Source organism: Micromonospora sp. MW-13, assembly GCF_003434305.1.
Lineage (GTDB): Bacteria > Actinomycetota > Actinomycetes > Mycobacteriales > Micromonosporaceae > Micromonospora.
This window is the reverse complement of sequence record NZ_QKKX01000009.1, coordinates 746,035-770,551: the sequence shown is the minus strand read 5'-3', so window position 1 is coordinate 770,551 and position 24,517 is coordinate 746,035. Positions and strand designations below refer to the sequence as shown.

Annotated in this window: 22 protein-coding genes, 3 tRNA genes and 1 pseudogene; 12 read left to right on the top strand and 14 right to left on the bottom strand. The window is 75.0% G+C overall.

Going from position 1 to position 24,517, the window contains the following annotated elements:
- Positions 1–50 precede the first annotated feature (50 nt).
- From C5N14_RS07575 to C5N14_RS07565, 3 genes are all read right to left on the bottom strand, one after another.
- A tRNA-Val gene (locus C5N14_RS07575) sits at positions 51–125 on the bottom strand.
- Positions 126–138: 13 nt separating this feature from the next.
- Positions 139–209: transfer RNA gene (locus C5N14_RS07570), tRNA-Cys, on the bottom strand.
- 35 nt (positions 210–244) lie between these two features.
- Positions 245–317 (bottom strand) — tRNA-Gly (locus C5N14_RS07565).
- 402 nt (positions 318–719) lie between these two features.
- Between C5N14_RS07565 and C5N14_RS07560 the strand changes: the two genes are divergently transcribed.
- A complete protein-coding gene (locus C5N14_RS07560) occupies positions 720–1,391 on the top strand; it encodes a TetR/AcrR family transcriptional regulator (protein ID WP_117666785.1) in 672 nt (223 codons plus the stop codon).
- A gap of 66 nt (positions 1,392–1,457) precedes the next feature.
- On the opposite strand, the gene C5N14_RS07555 is transcribed toward C5N14_RS07560, so the two are convergent.
- A complete protein-coding gene (locus C5N14_RS07555; protein ID WP_243639241.1) occupies positions 1,458–1,628 on the bottom strand; it encodes a hypothetical protein in 171 nt (56 codons plus the stop codon).
- An 86-nt stretch (positions 1,629–1,714) separates the two neighbouring features.
- On the opposite strand from C5N14_RS07555, the gene C5N14_RS07550 reads away from it, so the two are divergent.
- The 4 genes from C5N14_RS07550 (at position 1,715) to C5N14_RS07535 (ending at position 5,565) form a co-directional block, all read left to right on the top strand.
- Positions 1,715–2,383 (top strand): methyltransferase, encoded by a 669-nt coding sequence (locus tag C5N14_RS07550; RefSeq protein WP_117666783.1) that lies wholly within the window; start codon positions 1,715–1,717, stop codon positions 2,381–2,383.
- Between the two features lie 9 nt (positions 2,384–2,392).
- Positions 2,393–3,556, top strand: coding sequence for a cytochrome P450 (locus C5N14_RS07545; protein ID WP_117666781.1), 1,164 nt, complete (start codon positions 2,393–2,395; stop codon positions 3,554–3,556).
- 243 nt (positions 3,557–3,799) lie between these two features.
- On the top strand, positions 3,800–4,768 hold the full coding sequence (locus tag C5N14_RS07540; RefSeq protein ID WP_117666779.1) for an ABC transporter ATP-binding protein: 969 nt from the start codon (positions 3,800–3,802) through the stop codon (positions 4,766–4,768).
- Positions 4,765–5,565, top strand: coding sequence for an ABC transporter permease (locus C5N14_RS07535; RefSeq protein ID WP_117666777.1), 801 nt, complete (start codon positions 4,765–4,767; stop codon positions 5,563–5,565). Before C5N14_RS07540 ends, C5N14_RS07535 begins: the two co-directional genes overlap by 4 nt.
- 3 nt (positions 5,566–5,568) lie before the next feature.
- Here the strand turns inward: C5N14_RS07535 and C5N14_RS07530 are convergent, their stop codons facing one another.
- The 4 genes from C5N14_RS07530 to C5N14_RS07515 all read right to left on the bottom strand — a co-directional run bounded on the left by C5N14_RS07530 (position 5,569) and on the right by C5N14_RS07515 (position 10,045).
- A complete protein-coding gene (locus tag C5N14_RS07530) occupies positions 5,569–6,258 on the bottom strand; it encodes a response regulator transcription factor (RefSeq protein WP_117666775.1) in 690 nt (229 codons plus the stop codon).
- A 28-nt stretch (positions 6,259–6,286) separates the two neighbouring features.
- Positions 6,287–7,987, bottom strand: coding sequence for a sensor histidine kinase (locus C5N14_RS07525; RefSeq protein WP_243639239.1), 1,701 nt, complete (start codon positions 7,985–7,987; stop codon positions 6,287–6,289).
- Positions 7,988–8,071: 84 nt separating this feature from the next.
- On the bottom strand, positions 8,072–8,776 hold the full coding sequence (gene bioD / locus C5N14_RS07520) for a dethiobiotin synthase (protein WP_117667001.1): 705 nt from the start codon (positions 8,774–8,776) through the stop codon (positions 8,072–8,074).
- A gap of 132 nt (positions 8,777–8,908) precedes the next feature.
- Positions 8,909–10,045 (bottom strand): 8-amino-7-oxononanoate synthase, encoded by a 1,137-nt coding sequence (locus tag C5N14_RS07515; RefSeq protein WP_117666773.1) that lies wholly within the window; start codon positions 10,043–10,045, stop codon positions 8,909–8,911.
- A gap of 294 nt (positions 10,046–10,339) precedes the next feature.
- Here C5N14_RS07515 and bioB point away from each other — a divergent pair, with 294 nt between their 5' ends.
- The 5 genes from bioB (at position 10,340) to C5N14_RS07490 (ending at position 15,162) form a co-directional block, all read left to right on the top strand.
- Complete coding sequence (gene bioB, locus C5N14_RS07510) at positions 10,340–11,335, top strand: biotin synthase BioB (RefSeq protein ID WP_117666771.1); 996 nt, start codon at positions 10,340–10,342, stop codon at positions 11,333–11,335.
- A gap of 11 nt (positions 11,336–11,346) precedes the next feature.
- On the top strand, positions 11,347–11,538 hold the full coding sequence (locus tag C5N14_RS07505; protein WP_117666770.1) for a hypothetical protein: 192 nt from the start codon (positions 11,347–11,349) through the stop codon (positions 11,536–11,538).
- Between the two features lie 11 nt (positions 11,539–11,549).
- Positions 11,550–12,056 carry a GNAT family N-acetyltransferase gene (locus tag C5N14_RS07500; protein ID WP_117666999.1) on the top strand — a complete coding sequence of 169 codons (507 nt, stop codon included), beginning with the start codon at positions 11,550–11,552 and terminating at the stop codon, positions 12,054–12,056.
- Positions 12,057–12,395: 339 nt separating this feature from the next.
- Positions 12,396–13,172, top strand: a complete 777-nt coding sequence (locus C5N14_RS07495) for an LPXTG cell wall anchor domain-containing protein (protein WP_117666768.1) — start codon at positions 12,396–12,398, stop codon at positions 13,170–13,172.
- 424 nt (positions 13,173–13,596) lie between these two features.
- A complete protein-coding gene (locus tag C5N14_RS07490; protein ID WP_117666766.1) occupies positions 13,597–15,162 on the top strand; it encodes an aldehyde dehydrogenase family protein in 1,566 nt (521 codons plus the stop codon).
- Between the two features lie 112 nt (positions 15,163–15,274).
- On the opposite strand, the gene C5N14_RS07485 is transcribed toward C5N14_RS07490, so the two are convergent.
- Positions 15,275–16,336 carry a GNAT family N-acetyltransferase gene (locus C5N14_RS07485; protein ID WP_117666764.1) on the bottom strand — a complete coding sequence of 354 codons (1,062 nt, stop codon included), beginning with the start codon at positions 16,334–16,336 and terminating at the stop codon, positions 15,275–15,277.
- A gap of 252 nt (positions 16,337–16,588) precedes the next feature.
- Complete coding sequence (locus C5N14_RS07480) at positions 16,589–17,296, bottom strand: amino acid-binding protein (protein WP_117666762.1); 708 nt, start codon at positions 17,294–17,296, stop codon at positions 16,589–16,591.
- Positions 17,297–17,490: 194 nt separating this feature from the next.
- Between C5N14_RS07480 and C5N14_RS07475 the strand changes: the two are divergent.
- Positions 17,491–18,606, top strand: a pseudogene (locus C5N14_RS07475) (phosphotransferase family protein); the annotation flags it as partial.
- Positions 18,606–19,817 (top strand): acyl-CoA dehydrogenase family protein, encoded by a 1,212-nt coding sequence (locus tag C5N14_RS07470; RefSeq protein ID WP_117666757.1) that lies wholly within the window; start codon positions 18,606–18,608, stop codon positions 19,815–19,817. The pseudogene C5N14_RS07475 and the gene C5N14_RS07470, both read left to right, overlap by 1 nt.
- Positions 19,818–19,991: 174 nt before the next feature.
- Here the strand turns inward: C5N14_RS07470 and C5N14_RS07465 are convergent, their stop codons facing one another.
- The 4 genes from C5N14_RS07465 to C5N14_RS07450 form a co-directional block, all read right to left on the bottom strand.
- On the bottom strand, positions 19,992–21,038 hold the full coding sequence (locus tag C5N14_RS07465; protein ID WP_117666755.1) for a LacI family DNA-binding transcriptional regulator: 1,047 nt from the start codon (positions 21,036–21,038) through the stop codon (positions 19,992–19,994).
- 84 nt (positions 21,039–21,122) lie between these two features.
- Entirely contained in the window at positions 21,123–22,556 is a 1,434-nt protein-coding gene (locus tag C5N14_RS07460) for a GH1 family beta-glucosidase (protein ID WP_117666753.1), read from the bottom strand.
- A complete protein-coding gene (locus C5N14_RS07455) occupies positions 22,553–23,452 on the bottom strand; it encodes a carbohydrate ABC transporter permease (RefSeq protein ID WP_117666751.1) in 900 nt (299 codons plus the stop codon). Before C5N14_RS07455 ends, C5N14_RS07460 begins: the two co-directional genes overlap by 4 nt.
- Positions 23,453–23,465: 13 nt before the next feature.
- Entirely contained in the window at positions 23,466–24,452 is a 987-nt protein-coding gene (locus C5N14_RS07450) for a carbohydrate ABC transporter permease (protein ID WP_117666750.1), read from the bottom strand.
- Positions 24,453–24,517: the final 65 nt, after the last annotated feature.

The following is a 24,517-nucleotide window of genomic DNA, read 5'->3' as shown; positions in this document are numbered from 1 at the left end:
GCAGAATGACGAAGAGGCCCGGCACCGTGACGGTGCCAGGCCTCTTCGTGTGGTGGGCGATACTGGGTTTGAACCAGTGACCTCTTCCGTGTCAAGGAAGCGCGCTCCCACTGCGCCAATCGCCCTCGTCAACTGCCGAGGTGGAGACGGGATTTGAACCCGTGTACACGGCTTTGCAGGCCGTTGCCTCGCCTCTCGGCCACTCCACCGAGGTTGCCCCCGAACATGCGTGGCGGCAGCTCCGAGCGGACGACGGGATTCGAACCCGCGACCCTCACCTTGGCAAGGTGATGCGCTACCAGCTGCGCTACGTCCGCTTGTCTCCGGCGTTAACCGGTGACGGATGAGAACTTTAGCCGAGTCCGGGAACGGTTGCCAACTCGGGGTGCACCCCGGCGCGCCCCCGCACCCCACCCCCCACGCGGGCGCACTGGGCGCGCCCGACGCGCCGGCGCAAGATCTCACGCAGATTCGGAGAATTAGTGGCCTCAGCCGGGCCGGGAGGCCACTAATTCTCCGAATCTGCACTCGCGGGGCCGGAGCGGGGGCTCAGTCCGACGAGGCGGTGGGCTCAGCGGGTGGGCTTCCTAGGAGCCTGGGTAGGATCAGTCGGGGCAGGCCCGGCAAGAGGGAAAAACTGTCTGTCTTCCGACTCTCTCGGTGTGAATCAACCGCGGCGGTAACTGTTTGTGCACGAACGGATAGGTTACGGTAGCGGCGTGACGAGACGTGCCGCCGAGATCCGCCTGGATGCCCTGTTGCGCACGGCCTGTGACGTGATCACGGAACGAGGGCTGGCCAACACCCGTACGGCCGATGTGGCGCAGGCCGCCGGGGTCAGTCAGGCGCTGGTTTTCTACCACTTCGCCACCAAGGAGCGACTCCTCGCCCAGGCCTTCGAGTACGCGGTGGAACAGGACCTGGCCCGGCTCGACGCCGTGATCCGGTCGTCCGCCTCCCCCCTGGTCAAGCTCCGCAGGATGCTCAAGCTGTACGCCCCCACCGGGCGGTCGACCTCCTGGTCGATGTGGATCGACGGCTGGTCGGAGTCACTGCGCGCCCCCGAGCTGGAGAAGGTCTCCCGCCGGCTGGATCTGCGCTGGCGGGAGGACCTCACCGCAGTGATCAGCGACGGGGTGCGCGAGGGCACCTTCGAGTGCGCCGACCCGGCCGGCGCGGCCTGGCGGATCAACGCGGTGATGGACGGCCTCGCCGTGCAGCTCGCGGTCCACGAACGGGTGATCTCCCGCCGCCAGTCCGCCGAGTGGATCCGGCTGGTGACCGCCCGCGAGCTGGGGCTGGACCCGGCCCAGCTTGAGTGGTCCGCCCCGGCGCAGGAACGTTCCCGCCGGGCCGAGCAGCCCGAGCCACAGCCCGACGGCGTGGGCTGAGCGCACGCCGCAGCCCGGTACCGTCGACTCAGTTGTAAAGTCGCCGATCTTCGTTCGCTGGGCGGGTCAGCGGCGTGCCCGGGGCCACCGCCCCGGTGGGGCGGCCCGCTCCCAGTCCAGGCCGGCCGTCGGCGCGGCGCTCCCGGCGGTCGAACGCAGCACGTGGCACAGCCGCAGCAGCAGTCCGGCCCCGAGCGACAGCAGCAGCGCGCCGAGCAGGAAGGCCGCCTGCACCATCCCGAACCCGCCGGTGGAGGACGGTCGGTCGCGGGGTCGCCGGCCCCCGACCGGCGACGGCCGGGCGGGCCGGGGACAATCGGCGCGTGTCCGAACTCTCCGCGGCCTTCGTGAAGCTGCACGCGCGGCTCGCCCCGGTGACCTTCGTCCCCGAGGTCCGCCTGCACCAGGCCGACGAGCCGATCGGGCTGTGGGAGCTCACCGAGGGCGAGTTCCGCAGCTCCCAGCCGCCGCCGTTCTGGGCGTTCGCCTGGGCCGGCGGGCAGGGGCTCGCCCGGTACGTCACCGACCACCCCGAGCTGGTCGCCGGCCGCCGGGTGCTCGACCTCGCGTCCGGCTCCGGCCTGGTCGCCATCGCCGCCGCCCGCGCCGGCGCGGCGGCCGTGCGCGCCGTCGAGGTCGACGAGCGCGCGGTGGCCGCGGTCGCCCTCAACGCCGAGGCCAACGGGGTACGCGTCGACGCCGAGTTGGGCGACATCCTCGACGGCGACGCCGCCGACGCCGAGGTGGTGCTCGCCGGGGACGTCTTCTACAGCGAGGCGATGGCCCGGCGGATGCTGCGCTTCCTGCTCCGGGCCGCCCGGGCCGGCGCCCGGGTGCTGGTCGGCGACCCGGGCCGGGCGTTCCTGCCCCGGGAGCGGTTCCGCGAGCTGGCCGCCTACGACGTGCCGGTGCCGGAGGCGCTGGAGAGCGTACGGGTGAAGCGCACCACGGTGTGGGAGCTGGACCCGGCGCCGCCGGGGGCCGCCCGCTAGGTTGACGCCGTGCTGTTCCGGGGGTGGGGGGACGCCGTCGACGGGCGGTGGCCGGACGTGGCGACGGTCGTGGACCACGTCGGCGTCGGACACCTGGTGGTGACCCGGCACTCGCTGGTCCGGCAGGTGCTCGCCGACCCGGTGGCCTTCCGGCCCGACAACGCCCTTGACGCGGTCACCCCGTTGCCGGTGGCCGCCCTGCGGGTGCTCGCCGGGCACCGGTTCAGGCTGCCGCCGACCCTGGCGAACAACGGCGGGGCGAGCCACCCGGAGATCCGCGGCATCGTCGCCGACGCGCTGCACCCGACCCGGGTCGCCGCGCAGCGGCCCTGGCTGACCGGGCTGGTCCGCGAGCGGGTCGCCCGGCTGCGCGCGACGCTCGACGCGGGCGTACCGGTCGACCTGTACGCCGACCTCGCCGCGGACCTCCCGCTGCTGGTGCTGGCCCGGCTGGTCGAGCTGCCGGACGCCCCGGTCGGCGCGGTGAAGGAGTTCGCCCGCGCGGCGCTGGAGCTGTTCTGGGCCCCGCTCGACGAGCCGCGGCAGCGGGCGCTCGCCGCCGAGGTGGGCCGCTTCCACACCGTGCTGCGGGGGTTCGCCGCCACCGGGGGCGGCCTCGCCGCCCGGCTGCGGGCCGCCGGGCACTCCCCCGACGTGGTCGTCGGGGCGCTGTTCTTCCTGCTGGTCGCCGGCCAGGAGACCACCTCGCAGTTCCTCACCCTGCTGCTGCACCGGCTGACCGGCGAGCCGACGGTGCGCGCCGGGCTGCGCGCCGGCAGCGTCGCGGTCGCCGACGTGGTCGAGGAGGGGCTGCGGCTGGAGCCGCCCATCGTCACCTGGCGGCGGGTGGCCGCCGTGGACGCCACCCTGGGCGGGACGGCGGTGCCGGCGGGGACCAGTGTGGTGCTCTGGCTGGCCCGCGCCGGCCGGGACCCGGAGGTGGTGCTTGCCCCGGACGAGTTCCGCCCGGGGCAGCGTGGCTCCCGCCGGCACCTGGCGTTCGGGGCGGGGGCGCACCGCTGTGTCGGCGCCCAGTTGGCCCGGCTGGAGGCCGCCGTGGTGGTCGCCGAGGCCACGCCGCTGCTCGACGGGGTGCGCGTCGTCCGTCCGCCGTGGTGCCCGGACAACCTGACCTTCCGGATGCCGGACGCCTTCGTGGTCGCCCGCCGCTGACCGCCCGCACGAGCCGGCTTCCGGGCATCCGCGAGCCGCGCCGGGCCGGTCCAGCCGGCGCCGGTCAGCGGACGGCCGGAAGCCGGCGGGGCGGGCAGTGCCGGTCAGCGGACGGCCGGAAGCCGGCCGGGTGGGGGCTGGCCCGACGTAGGGGCGGGGCGCGGGCGGAACTGACGAAAGTGGGGGTGGGTAGTCGCCGATCGGCAGCGGCGGGCGGACCGCCCGGATCCCTACCGTCGATCCATGATCACACTACGTGGCCTGACGAAACGGTTCGGCCCGACGACCGCCGTCGACGACCTGACCGTCGACATCGCACCCGGCCGGGTCACCGGGTTCCTCGGCCCGAACGGCGCGGGCAAGTCCACCACCATGCGGATGGTCCTCGGCCTGGACCGGCCCACCGCCGGCCGCGCCCTGGTCGACGGTCGGCCGTACCGGGAGCTGCGGCACCCGCTGCACACCGTCGGCGCGCTGCTGGACGCCGGGGCGATCCACCCGGCCCGGTCCGGACGCGCCCACCTGCTGGCCACCGCGCGCAGCAACGGCATCGGCCGCCGCCGGGTCGACGAGGTGCTGGCCCTGGTCGGCCTGGACGACCGGGCCGCCGCGAAGCCCGGCCGCACCCTCTCCCTCGGCATGGGCCAGCGGCTCGGCATCGCCGGGGCGCTGCTCGGCGACCCGCCGGTCCTGCTGTTCGACGAGCCGGTCAACGGGCTCGACCCGGACGGGGTGCGCTGGATCCGTCAGCTCACCCGCTCGCTCGCCGCGCAGGGCCGGACGGTGCTGGTCTCCAGCCACCTGATGAGCGAGATGCAGCAGACCGCCGACCACCTCGTCGTGATCGGCCGGGGCCGGCTCATCGCCGACGCGCCCACCTCCGAGGTGATCGCGGGCGGCTCCGCCGCCGCCTCGGTGCGGGTACGCGGCCCGCAGCCGGCCGGCCTGGCCACGCTGGCCCGGCGGCTGGCCGGCGACGGGGCTGTCGTCGAAGCCGACGGGCCGCACGGGCTGATTGTCACCGGGCTGACCGCCGACCGGGTCGGCGACCTCGCGTACGAGCTGGGGGTGGCCCTGCACGAGCTGACCCCGGTGGCCGCGTCGCTGGAGCAGGCGTTCATGGCGCTCACCGACGGCAGCGTCGAGTACGCCGCCGCCCCGGCCGCTCCCGCCGGCTCCCCCGCCACCCACCACCGGATCGAGGCCCGATGAACGCGCGGACCGCCACCCGCACCGCACCGACCGCCGGCCCGCTCGCCGGGGCGGTCGCCGCCGAGTGGACCAAGCTGTGGTCGGTGCGGTCCACCTGGTGGACGCTGCTGTCGGCGGTGCTGCTGTCGGCCGCCGCCGCCGGCCAACTCGCCATCTACGCCGCCAACGCCAACACCAACGACGACCCGGCCGACGACCGGGGGATGGTCACCCTCGGCAGCGTCGTCATCGATTCCCTGGAGCTCACCCAGTACGCCGTGCTGGCCATCGGCCTGCTCGCGGTCACCGCCGAGTTCGGCGCCGACACGCTGCGGACCACCCTGCGCTGCACGCCGTCGCGCGGGCGCGTACTGCTGGCGAAGGCCGCGGTGAGCGGGGCGGTGACCTTCGGGGCGGGCCTGCTGCTCGGCGGGGTCGGCGCGCTGGTCGCCGGCGCGGTGCTCGGCGAGTGGGGCGACGCCCCGGTCGGCGGCACTATCCGCGACGTGCTGGCGTCGGCGACCTACCTGGCGCTGGTCGGGGTGCTGGCGCTCGGCCTCGGCACGGTGCTGCGCAGCGCGGTGCTGACGGTGATCGTCCTGCTCGCGGTGCTGATGATCGTTCCGTTGTCGCTCCAGGAGCCGGGCATCGCCGTGCTGACCCGGATCGCCGACGCCTTCCCGGGCGTCGCCGGGGGCCACTTCCTCGCCGGGGACGCCGACCCGTACCCGCCGGTGGTGGGGCTGCTGCTGCTCGCCGGCTGGGCCGCCGCCGCGCTGGTCGCCGGCCGGGCCGCCCTGCGCCACCGCGACGCCTGAGGCTCACGTCTCGACGAGGCCGGCCTCGTGGGCGAGGACCGCCGCCTGCACCCGGTTGCGCACCTCCAGTCGGGTGAAGATGCTGGTCAGATAGCTCTTCACGGTGCCCTCGACGAGGTGCAGGCGGCGGGCGATCTCGGCGTTGGACAGGCCCGCGCCGACCAGGGCGAGCACCTCCCGCTCCCGGTCGGTCAGCCCGGCGGTGCGGTCCCGGGCCGCCGGGCGGCGGGCCAGCCGGGCGCCGTTCAGCTCGATCACCCGCCGGGCGATCCGCGGCGACAGGTACGCCCCGCCGTCGGCCACCGCCCGCACGCCGGCGATCAGCTCCTGCGGGTCGCCGGCCTTGAGCAGGAATCCGCTCGCACCGTGCCCGAGCGCCCGGGCAACGTGGTCGTCCTCGCCGAACGTGGTGAGCATGACCGTGGCCGTGCCCGGCGCCAGCCGGCGGATCTCGGCGGCGGCGGCCAGCCCGTCCAGGCGGGGCATCCGGATGTCCAGCAGCGCCACGTCCGGCCGGTACGCCCGGACCAGCTCGACGGCCGCCGCGCCGTCGCCGGCCTCGCCGACCACCTCGATGCCGGGGTCGGTGCCGAGGATCGCCCGGACCCCGGCCCGGATCATCGCCTCGTCGTCGGCGAGCACCACCCGCACCGGGCGGACGTCCCCCGGCCCGTCGTCCCACCGGTCCGTCATCACTCGATCCGCTCCTTGCCCACGACCATCACTCGATCCGCTCCTTGCCCACGAGTCGCCCGTCCGAGAAGCAGAGCCGCCAGGTGGCCCGCGCGAGCGGGAAGTTGCCGTCGGTGTAGTACTCGCAGCCGGGGCGCACCCCGGCCGGCGGCTCCGCCTGGCGACGCGGCAGGCCGGCCAGCTCCTGCCGGGCGGCACCCAGCGGCAGCCGGTCGAAAGTCACGGCGTCGAGGACCGCGCCCGCCGTGGCGAACGGGTAGTAGACCAGGGTCAGCACCAGCCCGAGGACCACCGGGGCACCGAGCGCCGCGGCCAGGCTGCGCCGGACCCGGCGACGGGCCTCGCGCAGCCGCCGCTCCGCCTCCGCCGGCCGTCCCTCCGCCGGGCCGGCATCGGCCGGATGAGCATCCACCAGGTGGGCATCGGCCGGGAGGGCATCTTCCGGGAGGGCCCGCGCCGGACCGTGCCGCGGTGGGCGGGCCTCCGCCGACGGGGGGTCGAGCGGCGGGGTGGGGGCGAGCGGGAGTCGGGCCAGCACGGCGAAGCCGCCGGCCGCCCCGGGTCCTGCGGTCAGCGTGCCGCCGGCCAGGCGTACCCGCTCCCGGAGGGCGAGCAGGCCCGAGCCGCTGGACGGCGGACCGGGCAGCGGGCCGGCCGGCGGCGGGGCGTTGGCCACGCCGACCTCGACCCGGCCGTCGAGGCGGGCCAGGGTGACGGTGACCGGCGCGCCGGGGGCGTACCGGGCGGCGTTGGTCAGCGCCTCCCGGACCACCCGGTGCGCCGCGTGCCCGGCCATCGCGGGCAGGTCGAGCGGGTCGCCGTCCAGCCGCACCGCCATCCCGGCCTCCCGGGCCCGGTCGACCAGCTCCGCGACGCTCTCCCCGGCCGGCTGGGTGGACGCCGTGCCGCCGCCCTCCTCCCGGAGCACCCCGATGATCTCGTGCAGCCGCTCGGTGGCCCCGGCGACGCTGGCGCGCAGCTCCCCGGCCGCCGTCCGGTGCCGGGCCGGCAGGTCGTCGGCCAGTTCGAGGGCGGCGGCGCGCAGCGCGATCAGGCTCAGCTCGTGGCCGAGGGAGTCGTGCATCTCTTGGGCGATCCGGGCCCGCTCCCGCAGCCGGATCCGCTCCGCCGCGCCGCGCCGCTCCCGGGCCACCGCCTCGGCGTGCCGGTCCCCGGCCACCACCAGCTCCCGCTGCTGCCGCCGGTACCGGCCGACCAGCCACGGGAACACCCCCGCGAAGAGCAGCACCGAGGCGAGCAGGAACCAGGTCGCGGCGCCCGCGCCGAGCAGTCCCACGTTCAGGACGGTGCCGCCGGCGGCGATCACCCCGAACACCACCGCGGCGGGGGCGGGTCCGGGGCTGCGCCGCCCGGCCAGGTAGCTGAACACCGGGATGGCGAAGACGAAGTTGCCGTCGAGCAGGGAGCCGAGCACGACCAGCACCAGCGCGGGCAACGGCCGGCGGTGGCCCAGCCGGACGGCTACGGCGAGCAGCAGCAGGGCACCGAGCCCGAACGGCACGCTGTACCCGTCGTACGGCGGCGTGAGCCGGGCGAAGCCGATCGGCGCGGCGACCACCGCCCAGAGCAGCCCGTCCCCCAGCAGCCCACCCCGCGACAGTCCGTCCCGCAGCGACCGGGAGCGCGCCGGTCGGGACCGCGACGACGGGGGCCGCGCCGGCCCGCCCCGGCCGCCGCCACCCCACCGTCCCCACCGTTCCCGCCGCACGTCGGCCAGGCTACCGACAGTGGTCGGGCCCGGGCACCGACGAAAGTCAGGTGGCCGCTCGACGGACCGTGGCCGGGCCGGTGGTCAGCTACTGTCCTCGGCCCAGGCGCGCCAGTCGTCGAGCACCCCGTACAGCGCCGGGGTCAGCCAGCCCGGGGCGGACCGGCGGAACACCCCCGGGTCCATCGCCCCGGCGCCCGCCGGCAACGCGCCGAACAGGTTGGGCACCAGGTCGGTCAGGTTCGCCCAGTGCACCAGCTCCGGGGTCGCCGGCCAGGCGCCGATCACCACTCCGGCCGGCACCGCGCGCCGCTCGAGCGCCTCGAGGGTCAGCGCGGTGTGGTTGAGGGTGCCCAGCCCGGCGCGGGCCACCACCACGGCGGGGGCGCCCAGCGCCACCGCCAGGTCGGCCACCGTCCAGGGCTCCCCCGAGGGGCGCAGCCCCATCGGTACGAGCAGCCCGCCGGCCCCCTCGATCAGCACCAGGTCGTGCTTGTCGGCCTCCTCGCGGACGGCGTCGACGGCGGCGTACAGCTCCAGCGGTTCCAGCCGGGCCACCCGGGCGGCGGCGAGCGGGGCGAGCGGGTCGGGGTAGCTGGCCAGGGTCCGGCCGGTGAGCGGGGCGGCCAGCCGGGTCACCGAGTCGACGTCGCCCGGGTCGCCGGTGGCCGTACCCGTCTGGCCGGGCTTGACCACGGCGACCCGCAGGCCGGCGGCCTGCGCGGCGGCCGTCACCGCCGCCGTCACCACAGTCTTACCGACCCCGGTGTCGGTGCCGGTGACCAGCACCGGTCCGGTCCACGCCCCGCTCACGACGTCACCTCCACCCGTTCCTGCGGGGCACGCCGGCCCCAGCCCTGTCCCGCGCGCCCGGCGTCCCGACGCCCGCCACGGCGGCCCCGGCGCGACCGGGCCGGCCGGTCACGGGGCGCACTCCACGATCACGTCGAGGGCCCGCTCGAAGTCCGCCCGGGGCACCCCGGCGCTGATCGTCAGCCGCAGCCGGGACCGGCTGTCCGGGGTGGACGGCGGACGGAAGCAGCCGACGGCCACCCCCCGGTCGGCGCAGTCGGCGGCCCAGGCGGTCGCCGCCTCCGGGCCCGGAGCGGTCACCGACACCACGGCGGCGTCCGGCGCGGAGACGGTCAGCCCGGCGGCGCGCAGCCGGCGTACGGTCTCCGCGGCCCGCTCGGCCAGCTCGGCGCGCAGGTCGTCGCCGGCGCGGGCCAGGTCCAGCGCGGCGCGGACCCCGGCGGCCACGGCCGGCGGCAGGGCGGTGTCGAAGATGAAGGTCCGGCCGGTCTCCACCAGGTGCCGGACGAACTCGGCCGGCCCGGCGACCACGCCACCCGCGCCGCCCAGCGCCTTGGACAGGGTCGCGGTGACCACCACGTCCGGCTCGCCGGCGAGCCCGGCGGCGGCCACCCCGCCCGCGCCGGCCGGGCCGGTGACGCCGAGCGCGTGCGCGTCGTCGACCAACAGCAGGGCGCCGTGCCGGCGGGCCACGGCGTGCAGCTCGGCGAGGGGGGCGAGGTCGCCGTCGACGGAGAAGACCGACTCGGTGACCACCACGGCCGGGCGGCCGGGCGCGGCGGCCAGCGCGGCGGCCACCGCCGCCGGGTCGGCGTGCGGGGTGACCACGGTCTGCGCGCCGGAGATCCGGCAGCCGTCGATCAGCGAGGCGTGGTTGTGGGCGTCCGAGACGAGCAGGGTACGCGGCTGCACCAGCGCCCGGACCGCGCCGAGGTTGGCCAGGTAGCCGGAGGAGAAGACCAGGCTGGCGTCGGCGCCGAGCCAGCCCGCGAGGGCGGCCTCCAGCCCGTGGTGGACGTCGGTGGACCCGCGCACCAGCCGGGAGCCGGTCGCGCCCAGCCCGTACGCCGCGAGGGCCCGCCCGGCCGCGGCGGTGACCTCGGGGTGGGTGGCCAGGCCGAGGTAGTCGTTGCCGGCGAGGTCGACCACGGCGTCGCCGGCGGCCCGGGGGCGCAGCCGGCGGGTCAGTCCCGCCTTCGCCCGCAGCTCGGCACGGCGGTGCAGCGCCGCCAGCCAGTCCGCCACGCCCCGCTCCCCACGTCCGCCGGTCCCGGCCGTCCGCCACGGCCGCTTACGCCGGGCGAAGTTACCACCCGCGGCCCACGGTCCGGCGTGGCGCGGCTACGGCACGCGGGACCACCGGCGGTCCCGACCGGGGTGGCACCAGGGACCGCGCGCGGCGCGGGTACGGCGGTCGGGCGGGGTCGCGGCGGTCGGCGCGCGGGGTCGCCCGGCAGCGGGCCGGGGGTGGCGGGAGCCGCCCGGACGTGCGAACTCGGGCGTTTCTCCGGGCCGGGGTGGCCTTGTAGGGTACGAGCCATGCCAGAGATCCTCGACCAGGCCCGGACCCAGGTTCTGGAGAACGGCGTCGGCCTCGACGAGGCCGGTGTCCTCGCCGTGCTGAACCTGCCCGACGAGCACCTCCCCACCGTCCTCCAGCTCGCGCACGACGTGCGGATGCGCTGGTGCGGCCCGGAGGTCGAGGTCGAGGGCATCGTCTCGCTGAAGACCGGCGGCTGCCCGGAGGACTGCCACTTCTGCTCGCAGTCCGGGCTGTTCACCTCGCCGGTCCGCTCGGTCTGGCTGGACATCCCCTCCCTGGTGGAGGCGGCGAAGCAGACCGCGGCGACCGGGGCGACCGAGTTCTGCATCGTGGCCGCCGTGCGCGGCCCCGACGCCCGGCTGATGAAGCAGATGCGCGAGGGCGTCGCCGCGATCCGGGCGGAGGTCGACATCCAGGTCGCCGCGTCGCTCGGCATGCTGAGCCAGGAGCAGGTCGACGAGCTGGTCGACATGGGCGTGCACCGCTACAACCACAACCTGGAGACCTGCCGCTCCTACTTCCCGAACGTCGTCACCACCCACTCCTGGGAGGAGCGGTGGGAGACGCTGCGGATGGTCCGCGAATCCGGCATGGAGGTCTGCTGCGGCGGCATCCTCGGCCTCGGCGAGACGGTGGAGCAGCGCGCGGAGTTCGCCGCGCAGCTCGCCGCGCTGGACCCGCACGAGGTCCCGCTGAACTTCCTCAACCCGCGCCCGGGCACCCCGCTGGGCGACCGTCCGGTGGTCGAGGGCAAGGACGCGCTGCGCGCCATCGCCGCGTTCCGGCTGGCCATGCCGCGCACCATCCTGCGGTACGCGGGTGGCCGGGAGATCACGCTCGGCGACCTGGGTACCCGGGACGGCCTGCTCGGCGGCATCAACGCGGTCATCGTCGGCAACTACCTGACCACGCTGGGCCGGCCGGCGACCGACGACCTGGCGCTGCTGGACGACCTCAAGATGCCGGTCAAGGCGCTCTCCGCGACGCTGTGACGCCGACGCCGATGACCACGACGCAGGTGTGGTGCGACCGGTGCGGGGAGCCGGCCGACACCGGGAGCCACGCCGCGTGCCGGGCGGCGCGCGATCTGGAGCCGCCCCGGTTCTGTGCGCGCTGCCGGCGGCGGATGAAGGTGCAGGTGCTGCCGGTCGGTTGGGCGGCGGTCTGCGTCGAGCACGGCGAGTTGCGGGGCTGAGCCCGGTGCCGGTGCTACGGGGCAGGGCGGTCACGCTACGACCGGCGACGGACGCCGACGTGCCGGTCCTCGCGGCGATCCGGTCCACGCCCGAGGTGCGGCGCTGGTGGCGCGGTAGCGACGACCTGGCCGGGGCGGTACGCGCCGACCTGGCCGACGACGTGCTGACCGTGTACGCGATCGAGCACGACGGCCGGGTCGTCGGCGCCATCCAGTGGTACGCCGAGGGCGATCCCGACTACCGGCACGCCAGTTTCGACCTCTTCCTCGACCCGGAGGTACGCGGTGGCGGGTTGGGTGGGGACGCCATCCGCACCCTGGCCCGGCACCTGATCGACGACCACGGCCACCACCGGTTCACCATCGACCCGGCGGCGGCCAACACCGCCGCGATCCGCGCGTACGCGAAGGTCGGCTTCCGCCCGGTCGGGGTGCTGCGCCGCTACGAGCGCGGCGAGGACGGCCGCTGGCACGACGGCCTGCTGATGGACCTGCTCGCCGACGACCTGCCCGACTGACGCGTCGTCCCGCCGACCCGGCCGTCCGGCGCCGACGACCGTCCGGGGCCGAGGACCGAGTCGTGATCGACACGGTGTCCGTGACATGGCGGTGTCGGGTCACCGGGAGGCGCCGATGTCAGGGACACCGTGTCGATCATTGGCCGGTTCCGGCGGCAGGGCCGGCGTCGGCGGGGCCGAAAGCGTTACCCCGACACGCCGCCCAGTGACGATAATCTCCCGCCAGAGAGGGGGATTCGACGCGCGTCGCCCCAGCTCAGGCCATTCGCCCGATGCCCGCAGCCGGCCCGCCGCGTGCGATCATGAGACGACCCCTCGTCTTTCCCCGGAGGAATCCCCATGCCTCAGCGTCGGCGCCTTGCGCGCGCGGCCCTGTCCACGACCGCTGCCGCGGCCTCCCTCGCCCTCGCCACCCCGGCGTGGGCGTCGAGCACCATCGGCCTCAACCCGGCCCACGAGGGACAGACGGCGTCCCACTTCACCCAGGTCTGCGACGACGAGCGCTTCGCCGGCCTCCCGGCCGGCGACGACGGCTGGCACTTCGTGCTGCCGGGCAAGGAGTCCGGCAGCTTCGAGAGCCTGACGCTGACCTTCGACGACGGCACGGCCGCCGTCACGGTCAGGATCCCGGACGGCTCGGACGCGTACCCCGACTTCTTCTACTCCACCGGCGGCCGCGCCCCCCGGCAGATCCACGCCTACCTGTTCACCCCGGCGGGGTGGACGCTGGTCGGCGGGTCCGCCACGGTCAGCGGGACCGGCACCAAATTCAACGTGAGCCACACCTGCGCCGGCGAGGCGTCGACCGAGTCCCCCTCGCCGTCGCCGTCCCCGTCCACCCCGGAGTCGCCGCAGCCGTCGGAGTCGCCGTCGACCTCGGCGTCGCCGTCGGGCTCCCCGTCGGCGACGGAGTCGCCCGTGCCGTCGGGCTCGGCGTCCCCCTCGGAGTCGGCGACCGCCCCCGCCTCCCCGTCGGGCGGCACGGGCGGCGGCGACCTGCCGCTGACCGGCGCGGCCGTCACCGGCATGGCGCTCACCGGCGTCGCGCTGATCGGTGGCGGTGCCGCCCTGATGGTCCTGCGGCGCCGCCGGGACCGGATCACCTTCACCAGCTGACCCTCGGACAGCACCCGCGGCCATCGGCCGACCGCTTCCGGGCAGCGCCCGCGACCGGCCGCCGGACCTCCGTCCGGCGGCCGGTCCGCGTGCCCGTGAGTGCCGGGGTCGCCCCGGGGCCCGCCGCGCCGGATCGCCCCGCACGGTCGCCCAGGCCCCCGGCATCGATCCGGGCGAGGCGCAAGAGCGGCCAACGTCACTCCGAACGGGATCACATTATCGATCAGACCCGATTCCATGGCCGCGTACCCGCTGGTCAGGGCCGGTCGGCACGGCCCGGCTGGCGCGCGGCCGGCGGCCGGGAGGCCGGCTGACGTCCTGAGATACGAACGTACTGTTGCCGCCGCCCCGCCGGCACGCCACAGTACGGCCACCAGCGGTGCCATCGACGCCGCCGCTCCCCGGTTCACCCTGAGGAGACCCGATGGCTCTACGACTCGCCGACGGTACCGCCTGGGCCGAGACCCTCGCCCGAGCGGTGGCCGCCACACCCGAGGCCTTCGGGCCCGAGGCGGACGGCGTGACCACCCTGCGCAACCTCGTCGAGGGCGACTGGCGGGCGGTCGGCGTGCCGCACCCGGTCCGCACCCCGGTCGACAACACGGTCCTGGTCAACCTGCCCCGGCTGGACGCCGACGCCGCCCGCGCCGCGGTCGCCTTCGCCTCCGTCGCGCATCGCGACTGGGCGCGGACCCCCCTCGCCGAGCGGACGGCCCGGGTCACCGACGCCCTGGACGCCCTCACCGCCCACCGTGACCTGCTCGCCCTGCTGCTGGTCTGGGAGATCGGCAAGCCCTGGCGGCTGGCCTGCGCCGACGTGGACCGGGCCCTCGACGGCGTCCGCTGGTACGTCGCCGAGATCGACCGGATGCTGGCCGACGGCCGGGAGCCGCTGCCCGGCCCGGTCAGCAACATCGCCAGCTGGAACTACCCGATGAGCGTGCTGGTGCACGCCGAGCTGGTGCAGCTACTCGCCGGGAACGCGGTGATCGCGAAGACCCCGTCCCAGGGCGGCGCGGTCTGCCTCACCGTCGCGCACGCGCTGATGCGCCGCGCCGGGCTCCCCGCCACCCTGGTCTCCGGGGGCGGCGAGGAGCTGTCCGAGGTGCTGGTGCGGGCGCCGGAGATCGGCGCGGTGGCGTTCGTCGGCGGGCGGTCCAACGGCGGCAAGGTCGCCGCCGCGCTGCTCGACTCCGACAAGCGGCACTTCATCGAGCAGGAGGGCCTCAACGCCTGGGGCATCTGGGAGTTCTCCCAGTGGGAGCTGCTCGGCGGGCACCTGAGGAAGGGCTTCGAGTACGGCAAGCAGCGGTGCACCGCGTACCCCCGGTTCGTGGTCCAGCGCGACCTGGTCGACGAGTTCCTCGACATGTACCTGCCGGTGGTCCGCTCGATCCGATTCGGCCATCCACTCGCGGTGGACGAGAACTGGCGGGCCGGCGACCCGCTGCCCGAGCTGGACTTCGGCCCGCTGATCAGCGGGGCCAAGGCCGACGAGCTGCGCCGCAAGGTCGACGAGGCGGTCCGCGGCGGCGCCGTCCCGCTGCACCGGGGCAAGCTGGCCGGGGCGCCGTTCCTCGACGGCCAGGACACCTCGGCGTACGTCGCCCCGTCGGTGCTGCTCGCCCCGCCCGGCCGGTCCCGGCTGATGCACGCCGAGCCGTTCGGGCCGGTCGACACGATCGTGGTGGTGGACACCACCGACGAGCTGCTGGCCGCGATGAACGCCTCCAACGGCGCACTGGTCGCCAGCCTCGCCTGCGACGACGAGGAGCTGGCCGGCAAGATCGCGGTCGACCTCCAGGCGTTCAAGGTCGGCATCAACAAACCGCGCTCGCGCGGCGACCGGGACGAGCCGTTCGGCGGCCGGGGCGCCTCCTGGAAGGGCGCCTTCGTCGGCGGCGACCTGCTGGTGCAGGCGGTCACGGTCGGCGGCGAGAACCGCCTCTACGGCAACTTCCCCGACTACAACAGCTACCCCGCCACCTGACGCGGTGCCCGCCGGGCCCCTGCCGACGCCCCCGGCGCGGCAGGGGCCCACCCGGCGGCGGTAGCGCCACCGGGTGGCCGCGATCGAGCAGGTCCCCCTGAGTCGACCCGGGTCACCGCCGCTGGACGGGCACCACCCCGGGCACCGCGGCGGCGGCGAGCGGCACGGTGACGGTGACCACGGAGCCGTCCCGCTCCGCCGCCGTCGGCCGGGCGAGCCGGGCCAGCGTGCGCAGCATCGGCGCGTTCTCCGCCTGGACGTGCAGTTGCAGGGCCGCGAGGCCGGCCCGCTCGGCGTGGCCCACCAGCCGGCGCAGCAGGGCCGAGCCAAGTCCCCGCCGCTGCCAGTCGTCGCGGACCAGCAGTGCCACCTCGGCCTCGTCCCCCTCGGCGAGCAGGTTCGCCAACGCGACGACCGGCTCCGCCGCCCCGCCGGAGCCGATCGTGGTCACGACGAGGGTCAGGCCCTGGATCGGCTCCAGCAGCCGGCGCAACCGGGCCGGCGTGGGCAGTGCCGCCCCGCTGAGGTACCGGCGCTGCCGGGTCCGAGCCGAGCACCGCTGGTGCAGCTCCAGGACGCCGGCCAGGTCGTCGGCGCTCGCCGGCCGGACGACCAGCTCGGCGCCGTCGGGCAGCACCAGGGTGACCTGGCCGGCGGTCCGGTGGGCCACGGTCGCAGCGAGTTCGGCGAGCGCCTGCGCCCGGGCGTACTCGGCCGGGGTGAAGGTCGGCGCGGCCCGGTTCAGCTCGTACGACCCGCCGGTCGGGTCGGGCAGCGCCATCGTGGTGCCGGTGACGCCGCCGCCGACCGGGGTGGGTCGCCAGGTGACCTCGTCGGCGCCGAGCAGGGTGCGCAGCGCCTCCCCCGTCGCCCCCGGGTCCCGGACCAGCCGGGTGGCCAGGCCGAGCACCCGGGTGGGCTGGTCGGCCAGGCCGCGCGCCTCGCTGCGGGCCACCCAGCAGTCCCGCCCACGGCCCCGTTCCACGGCCGCGACCAGCTCCGCCTCGTCGAGCGAGTCGGGCGCGTCGACGAGAAAGTCGTCGACCGCGCCCACCTCGGTCGTGTGCACCTGCACGGTGAGGATGTTGACCCCGCGCAACGCGAGGCTCGCCGTGAGCACCGACAGGTAACCCGGCCGGTCGTCCACGGTGGCTCGGATCCGCCACAGCGCCATGGTTGTCTCCCTTCCCCGCCCACGACGATGCCGGGCCGCTGTTGCCGGGCCGTTGCCCGGCGGTGACGGCCCGGGAACCGCCGGCATGACCCGCGCCACAGGCCGTGACCGGCGCCACGAGTGCGGGCCGGCCACCGGCGCAGGCGCAGTACGGACCCGGCCGCATCGGCCGGGTCCGTACTGTTTCCGCCGGTCCGCGTCCCGCGTCGGGACCCGGACCGGCCGACGGGCCCCGCACCGGGGCCCGGTCGCTCAACCGCCGGCCACCACCGGCGGGGCACCCACCAGGTCCAGCCGGTCGCCGAGGATCACCGCGCTGGCCCGGACCAACTGGGCGAGGCGGTCCACCTCGGTGGAGTGGAACGCGGCGGGGGTCAGCATCTCGGTCTGGTCCCGGGCCACCACGAGCACCAGGCCGGCCCGACCGAACGGCGCGATCGCGTAGTGGGTGCCGTCGGTGCTGGTCAGCGCGCGGGCCCGCAGCGGGGTGACCTCCGGCAGCGCGGGCGGGCCGGGCGCCCGCCAGCTCGCGTGCGCCACGGTGGCGTCGCCACTGCCGGAGCCGGTGCGCGACGCCCAGTCCAGCGGGACCACCGCGGCCACCGCCCAGTCCGCGGCGAGCAGCCCGGGCACGGCGTCGACCAGCGTGGCCGGCCCGTCGGCCGGGTTGCCGGCGACCTGGGCCAGCAGCTCCGCGTCCTGCCCGGTGGTGGTCGGCGCGCCGATCGCCCGCCAGACGCCGTCGACCCGGACCCCGGGGATGGCGGCCAGGCCGGCCAGCAGCCGCTCCACCCGGGCGACCCCCGGCCAGACCACGGTGAAGTCGTCGACCGCCCGCCCGCCGAGCCGTTCCAGGACGACGACCTGGACGATGTCGGCACCGGAGACGCCGAGTGTGCGGGCCACCTGGCCGAGGGTGCCGGGACGGTCCGGCAGGGTCACCCGAACTCTCAGCAACATGGTCGTCCCTCCGCTCGGCGGGCCGGCACGGGGCGGCCGGCAGGCTGGGGCCCAGCCTGCCGGTTGACCATTTCGCCCCTGTTGCCGTGGCATGTCCCCGGGGAAAATCCCGCCTTGACAAGAAGGCTGAGGTGCCATCAACTATTCGGATGACCGATCCGGCCGTCGCCGACGCGGGCAGCGCTGCCGGTGCCCCGAGAGGGCTGGACCTCGACCGGCTCGCCGGTTACCTGGCCGCGCGGCGCCCCGAGCTGGCCGCCGCGCCGTTGCGGGCCCGGCTGATCGCCGGCGGCAAGTCCAACCTGACCTATCTGCTCCGCTCCGGCGGGCACGAGGTGGTGCTGCGCCGGCCCCCGCTCGGGCACGTGCTGGCCACCGCGCACGACATGGCCCGGGAGCACCGGATCATCTCCGCGCTGGCCCCGACCGCCGTGCCGGTCCCCGAGGCGCTGCTGTTCTGCCCCGACACCGACGTGATCGGCGCGCCCTTCTACCTGATGGAGAAGGTCGACGGCGAGGTGTTCCGCAGCCGGTCGCAGACCGACCCGCTGACCGACGGCCAGCGGCGCGACCTGGCGACGGCGATGATGGACACCCTGGCCGCCCTGCACGCGGTCGAGCCCGCCGCGGTCGGGCTGGCCGACTTCGGCCGCCCCGAGGGCTTCCTGGGTCGGCAGGTCCGGCGCTGGGCCGGCCAGCTCGACCAGTCCCGCAGCCGTCCGCTGCCGGGCGTCGACGAGCTGCGCGACGCGCTCGCTCGCTCCGTCCCCGAGGGCGCGAACGCGGGCCGGATCGTGCACGGCGACTACCGGCTGGACAATCTGCTCGCCACCGTCGCGGCCGGCCCGACCGGGGCCGGCACGCACTCCGCCGCAGCCGCGACCGGCACCCCCGACGCCGCGGGACCGGCCGGCCCGCACCCCGGCCCGGTGTCGGTGCGGGCCGTGCTGGACTGGGAGATGGCCACCCTCGGCGACCCGCTGGCCGACCTCGGGCTCCTGCTGACGTACTGGACCGTGCTCGGCGACAGCGACGCGGCCGTCGACAATCCGGTCGCCGACGGGCTCGGCCCGCGCGCCGGCTTCCCCTCGGGGGCCGAGCTGATCGACCGGTACGCCGGCCGCAGCGACGTCGACGTCGGCCCGCTGCACTGGCACGTCGCCCTGGGCTGTTTCAAGCTCGCGGTGATCTGCGAGGGTATCCACTACCGGCACACCCTCGGGCAGACGCTCGGCGGGGGCTTCGACCGGATCGGCGAGCTGGTGGCGCCGCTGGTCGAGCACGGGCTGCGCGCAGTCAGGGAGAATTGATGGACTTCCAGTTCGACGCCCGCACCGAGAAGCTGCGCGCGCGGCTGACCGCGTTCCTCGACGAGTGCGTGTATCCGGCCGAGGCGGTGCACGCCGCGCAGGTCGCGGCGGCCGGCGACCCGTGGTCGCGGTCGCCCGTGCTGGCGGAGCTGAAGGCCGAGGCACGCCGACGCGACCTGTGGAACCTCTTCCTCCCGGACCCCCGCTACGGCGCCGGGCTGACCAACCTCCAGTACGCGCCGCTGGCGGAGCTGACCGGGCGCAGCCCGCACCTGGCCCCGGAGGCGGTCAACTGCGCCGCCCCGGACACCGGCAACATGGAACTGCTGGCGGAGTTCGGCTCCGAGGCGCAGCGGGCGCGCTGGCTGAAGCCGCTGCTCGACGGCGAGATCCGCTCGGCGTTCTGCATGACCGAGCCGGAGGTGGCCTCCTCCGACGCCACCAACATCGCCACCCGGATCACCCGCGACGGCGCAGAGTACGTGGTCGACGGCCGCAAGTGGTGGTCGTCCGGAGCGATGGACCCGCGCTGCGAGATCTTCGTCGTGATGGGCAAGACCGACCCCGACGCCGACCGGCACCGCCAGCAGAGCATGATCCTGGTGCCCCGGGACACCCCGGGGGTGACCGTGCGGCGCGGGATGACGGTGTTCGGCTACAGCGACGCGTCGCACGGCGGGCACGCGGAGATCGACTTCACCGGCGTCCGGGTGCCGGCGGAGAACCTGGTCGGGGCCGAGGGCGCCGGCTTCGCCATCGCCCAGGCCCGGCTCGGCCCGGGGCGAATCCACCACTGCATGCGGCTGATCGGGATGGCCGAACGGGCCCTGGAGCTGCTGTGCCGCCGGGCCAACCAGCGGATCGCGTTCGGCCGGCCGCTGGCCGAGCAGGGCGTGGTCCGGGAGTGGATCGCCGAGTCGCGGGTCCGCATCGAGCAGGCCCGGCTGCTGGTGTTCAAGACCGCCTGGCTGATGGACACCGTCGGCAACAGGGGCGCGCACACCGAGATCCAGGCCATCAAGATCGTCACCCCGGCGATGGCGGAGTGGGTGATCGACAAGGCCATCCAGGGGTACGGCGGCGCGGGCGTCAGCCAGGACACCCCGCTCGCCGCCCTCTGGGCCCAGGCCCGCACCCTGCGGCTGGCCGACGGCCCCGACGAGGTCCACCGCTCCTCCCTGGCCAAACGCGAACTCCGCCGCTGGCCCTGAACCCCCCCTCCCCCTCCCCCTCCTCCACCCCTCGGCATCGATCATGGACTTGTGGCGCCCCACGAAAGGGGCATGACGGGGCACACCGGGCACCATCGCTCCATGATCGACGCCGAGAGGTGGCGAGAGGGGGTGGCGAGGGGTGGCGAGGGGGGGTGGCGGGGCAGGGGTCGGTCAGGCCGAGGCGCGGCGGACCATGTGGGTGTCGAGGAGGATGTGGTTGGCCTGGAGATCCTCGCCCCGGATGCGGGCGACCAGCAGGTGGGCCATCTGCCGGCCCATCTCCTCGACCGGCTGGAAGACCGTGGTCAGCGGCGGGTCGGCCTGCCGGGCCACCGGCGCGTCGTCGAAGCCGACGACCGCCACGTCCTCCGGCACCCGCCGCCCGGCCGCCCGCAGCGTCCGCAGCGCGCCGAAGGCCATCAGGTCGGAGGCGACGAAGACCGCGTCGAGGTCCGGGCAGACCTCCAGCAGCCGGCGCATGCAGGCCGCCCCGCTGCCCTCGCTGAAGTCGCCGTACGAGATCAGGTCGGGGTTGAGCCCGGCCCCGGTGGCCTGGACCGCCTCCCGGTAGCCGGTCAACCGGGCCAGGCCGGCGCCCATGTCCTGGGTGCCGGCGATGGTGGCGACCCGCCGCCGCCCACGGTCGAAGAGGTACTCCACCGCATGCCGGGCGCCGCCGACGTTGTCCACGTCGACGTAGTGCGCCGGCTGCGCGCCCGGTTGCAGCATCCGGGCCGGCCGGCCGCCGAGCACGGTCGGCAGGCCGCGCTCCTCCAGCAGGGTGGGCAGCGGGTCGGCGTCGTGCAGGGAGAGCAGCAGCACGCCGTCGACGTGCTGGTTGGTCAGGTGGTGCTCGACCCGCTCCCGCTCGATCGGGGACTGCACCATCGCCAGCCAGAGCTGTAGGGGCGTCTCCAGCAGCCCGGAGCTGACCCCCCGGACGATTCCGGCGAAGAAGGGCTCGGTGAAGACCCGGTCCCCGGACTCGGAGACGACCAGCGCCACCGAGTCGGTCCGCTGCGTGACCAGCGCCCGGGCCGCCCGGTTCGGCACGTACCCCAGTTCCGCGATGGCCTGCTGCACCGCGGCCCGCGCCTCGGGGCTCACCTGGGGCGAGCCGTTCACCACCCGGGAGACCGTGCCACGCCCGACGCCGGCGCGGGCGGCGACCGCGTCCAGGGTCGGACGCCCGAGCGACCGCGTGCGCTGCGTTGTCATGTCTGCTCCTCCGACATCGGGCGGCCCGGCGCGCCCCCGCGTCGGGGGTGAACGCCGGGTCCGCCCGTCACTGGCTGGCCCCGCCTATTGTGCGGCCAGACCGTTGCGTCGGATCACCTCGGCGTACCACCTGGCGCTGGACTTGGGGATGCGGGCCTGGCTGTCGTAGTCCACGTACACCATGCCGAAGCGCTTGGTGTACCCCCAGGCCCACTCGAAATTATCCAACAGCGACCAGGCGAAGTAGCCCCGTAGGGGCACCCCGGAATCGATCGCGGCGTGGGCCGCCCGCAGGTGGGAGTCGAAGTAGGCCAACCGGTCGACGTCGTCCACCTGACCGTCGACCACCGCGTCGACGAACGCCGAACCGTTCTCGGTCACGTAGAGCGGCAGGTCGGTGTACTCGCGGTGCACCCGCTCCAGGGTCTCGACCAGCCCGGGGGCGTCGATCTCCCAGTCCATGTCGGTCACCGGGATCCCCCGGGTGACGAACCGGACGTCCTCGCTGCCCGGCCAGCAGGTCGACGCCCGCCAGTAGTCCTGCGGCTGCTCCCCCTCGACCGGGGCGGCCACCACGTGCCGGCTGTAGTAGTTGATCCCGACCAGGTCGAGCGGGGTCGAGATGATCTCCAGGTCGCCGTCGCGCACGTGCCCGAAGTCGGTGACCGGCGCCAGGTCCCCCCGGAGGTCGTCCGGGTACGACCCGCGCAGCACCGGGTCGAGGAAGAACCGGTTGGCCAACCCGTCGATCCGCCGGGCCGCGTCCACGTCGGCGGGCGCCTCGCTGGCGGGGTCGACCGGGTAGAGGTTCACCGTGATGCCGAGCTGGGCGTCGGGGCGGGCCGCCCGCAGCGCCCGGACGGCCAGCCCGTGCCCGAGCATCAGGTGGTGCCCGGCCCGGACCGCGTCCGCCCCGTCGGTGCGCCCGGGCGCGTGCGCGCCCGAGCCGTACCCGAGGAACGCCGAGCACCACGGCTCGTTGAGCGTGGTCCAGTAGCGCACCCGGTCGCCGAGCGCGTCCGCGACGAGCCGCGCGTAGTCGGCGAACCGGGCCGCGGTGTCCCGGGCCGGCCAGCCGCCGGCGTCCTCCAGCGGCTGGGGCAGGTCCCAGTGGTAGAGGGTCAGCCAGGGCTCGATGCCGTGGCCCAGCAGCTCGTCGACCAGCCGCCGGTAGAAGTCCAGCCCCTCGGGGTTGGCCGCCCCCGAGCCGCCCGGCTGCACCCGGGGCCAGGACACCGAGAACCGGTACGACCTCAGGCCGAGGTCGGCCATCAGTCGCACGTCGTCGGGCATCCGGTGGTAGTGGTCGCAGGCCACGTCGCCGGTGTGCCCGGCGATGGTCCGCCCCTGGGTGTGGCTGAAGGTGTCCCAGATCGACGGGGCGCGTCCGCCCTCGGCGGCGGCCCCCTCGATCTGGTACGCGGCGGTGGCGGCCCCCCAAAGGAAGCCGGGCGGGAAGGGCCGCGCGGGGCCCTGGTCGAGGACGCCGACGGCAGGCGGGCGGGTCGGCTCGGTCACGACTTGACGGCACCTTCCATGATCCCGCCGATGATCTGGCGGCCGAACAGGACGAACACGATGAACAGCGGAAGCGTGGCGATCAACGTGCCCGCGAAGATCTGCGAGTTGTCGGCGAAGTACGCCGTGTTGAGGCTGCGCAGCGAGATCTGCACGGTCGGGTTGGCCGGGTCGGCGAGCACCACGAACGGCCAGAAGAACTGGTTCCACTGCTCCATGAAGGTGAGCAGGCCGAGCACCGCCGCCGCCGGCCGCAGCGCGGGGACGACGACGTGCCAGTAGACGCGCCAGGTGGAGCAGCCGTCCACCCGGGCCGCCTCGATCAGCTCGTTGGGGACGGCCTGCTCGGCGTACTGGCGCATCATGAAGATGCCGAAGCCGCCGATGAGGAACGGCACGGTGACCGACGGCATGGTGTTCAGCCAGTCGAGCTCGGCCATCAGGATGTACAGCGGCAGCACGCCGAGCTGGATCGGCACCATCATCGAGGCGAGGATGACCAGCAGCATCGCGTTCTTGCCGCGGAAGCGCAGCTTGGCGAACGCGAACCCGGCCAGGGAGCCGAAGAAGACCGTGGCGATGGTGATCGTCCCGGAGACCAGGAACGAGTTCATCAGCCCCTTGACGATGTTGGCGTCGCCGTTCTCCAGCACCCGCTGGATGTTCTCGCCGAGCTTGCCGCCGGGCAGGAACGGTGGCGGCCAGGAGTTGGCGGCGTCGTTCGTGCGGGACGCGATGACGATCATCCAGTAGAACGGGAATAGGGAGAGGATCACGCCGAGGACCAGCCCGAACCAGGTCAGCGGGGTGGCCTTCCAGAGCCGGTCGGCCTGGTGGGCGTCGCGCGGCGCCTTCGCGGCCGGGCGTACGGGTGGGCGGAGCGTCGTGGTCGTCATCTGGGCGCAACCCTCACTTGTCGGAACTGATGCGGCGGGCGAGCAGGTAGTTCACCAGCGACACCAGCGCGATGAGCAGGAACAGCACGAGCGCCACGGCGCCGGCGTACCCCCAGCGGAACCGGGTGTTCATCACGTCGAGCAGGTACATGGTGATGGTCTGGAACTGCCCCTCGGAGCCGCCGGAGATGCCCCCGGAACCGCTGGTGAACAGCAGCGGCTCGGTGAAGAGCTGCAACCCGCCGATGGTCGAGATGATCAGCGTGAAGATGATCGTCGGGCGGAGCTGCGGGATGGTGATCGACCAGAACTGGCGGCGGCGGGACGCGCCGTCCAGCGCCGCGGCCTCGTACATGTCCTTGCTGATCGACTGCATGGCGGCCAGGTAGATCAGGGCGTTGTAGCCGACCCAGCGCCAGTCGACCATGGTCGAGATGGCGAACCAGGAGGCGAGGCGGTTGGCCCGCCAGTCGATCGGGCCGAGGCCGACCAGGTCGAGCAGCCAGTTGACCAGGCCGAAGTCCTTCGCGTAGATCATCGAGAAGATCAGCGCCACCACGGCGGTGGAGGTGATGATCGGCATCGCGATGGCCATCCGGAAGAAGGTCTGCGCGCGCAGCTTCCGGTTCAGCGCGTTGGCCAGCACCAGCGCCAGCAGGAGCTGCGGCACGGTGGAGAGCACGAACATGCCGAACGTGTTGACCACCGCGTTCCAGAACTGCGGGTCATCGGTCAACAGCTCGACGAAGTTGTCCAGGCCGACGAAGCTGATCGTGGCGTTCAGCGGCGACCGGTCGGTGAGCGCGATCCAGACGGTGTAGCCGATCGGGTACGCGCTGAAGACTGCGAAGATCGCGAAGAACGGCAGGACGTACAGGTACGGGGAGTACTTCAGGTCCAGCCGGGTGAGGGAGGCCGGGCGGCGGTGCGCGGCGCGGGCCGGGCGGGCGCGGTCACCGCCCCCGCCGGGGGGCGCTGCGGTGTCAAGGTCCAGGCTCATCGACGGTCCTTCTCGTCGGTCGGCGCGACCCGTCGCGCGGGCGGCGCCGGGGGCTTACCGGCCGG

Coding starts and splice junctions, on each gene's coding strand:
- C5N14_RS07555 (WP_243639241.1), bottom strand. CDS start 1,628: ATGGTGCAGGCGGCCTTCCTGCTCGGCGCGCTGCTGCTGTCGCTCGGG.
- C5N14_RS07540 (WP_117666779.1), top strand. CDS start 3,800: ATGATCACACTACGTGGCCTGACGAAACGGTTCGGCCCGACGACCGCC.
- C5N14_RS07535 (WP_117666777.1), top strand. CDS start 4,765: ATGAACGCGCGGACCGCCACCCGCACCGCACCGACCGCCGGCCCGCTC.
- C5N14_RS07530 (WP_117666775.1), bottom strand. CDS start 6,258: ATGACGGACCGGTGGGACGACGGGCCGGGGGACGTCCGCCCGGTGCGG.
- bioB (WP_117666771.1), top strand. CDS start 10,340: ATGCCAGAGATCCTCGACCAGGCCCGGACCCAGGTTCTGGAGAACGGC.
- C5N14_RS07505 (WP_117666770.1), top strand. CDS start 11,347: ATGACCACGACGCAGGTGTGGTGCGACCGGTGCGGGGAGCCGGCCGAC.
- C5N14_RS07495 (WP_117666768.1), top strand. CDS start 12,396: ATGCCTCAGCGTCGGCGCCTTGCGCGCGCGGCCCTGTCCACGACCGCT.
- C5N14_RS07490 (WP_117666766.1), top strand. CDS start 13,597: ATGGCTCTACGACTCGCCGACGGTACCGCCTGGGCCGAGACCCTCGCC.
- C5N14_RS07485 (WP_117666764.1), bottom strand. CDS start 16,336: ATGGCGCTGTGGCGGATCCGAGCCACCGTGGACGACCGGCCGGGTTAC.
- C5N14_RS07480 (WP_117666762.1), bottom strand. CDS start 17,296: ATGTTGCTGAGAGTTCGGGTGACCCTGCCGGACCGTCCCGGCACCCTC.
- C5N14_RS07470 (WP_117666757.1), top strand. CDS start 18,606: ATGGACTTCCAGTTCGACGCCCGCACCGAGAAGCTGCGCGCGCGGCTG.
- C5N14_RS07465 (WP_117666755.1), bottom strand. CDS start 21,038: ATGACAACGCAGCGCACGCGGTCGCTCGGGCGTCCGACCCTGGACGCG.
- C5N14_RS07455 (WP_117666751.1), bottom strand. CDS start 23,452: ATGACGACCACGACGCTCCGCCCACCCGTACGCCCGGCCGCGAAGGCG.
- C5N14_RS07450 (WP_117666750.1), bottom strand. CDS start 24,452: ATGAGCCTGGACCTTGACACCGCAGCGCCCCCCGGCGGGGGCGGTGAC.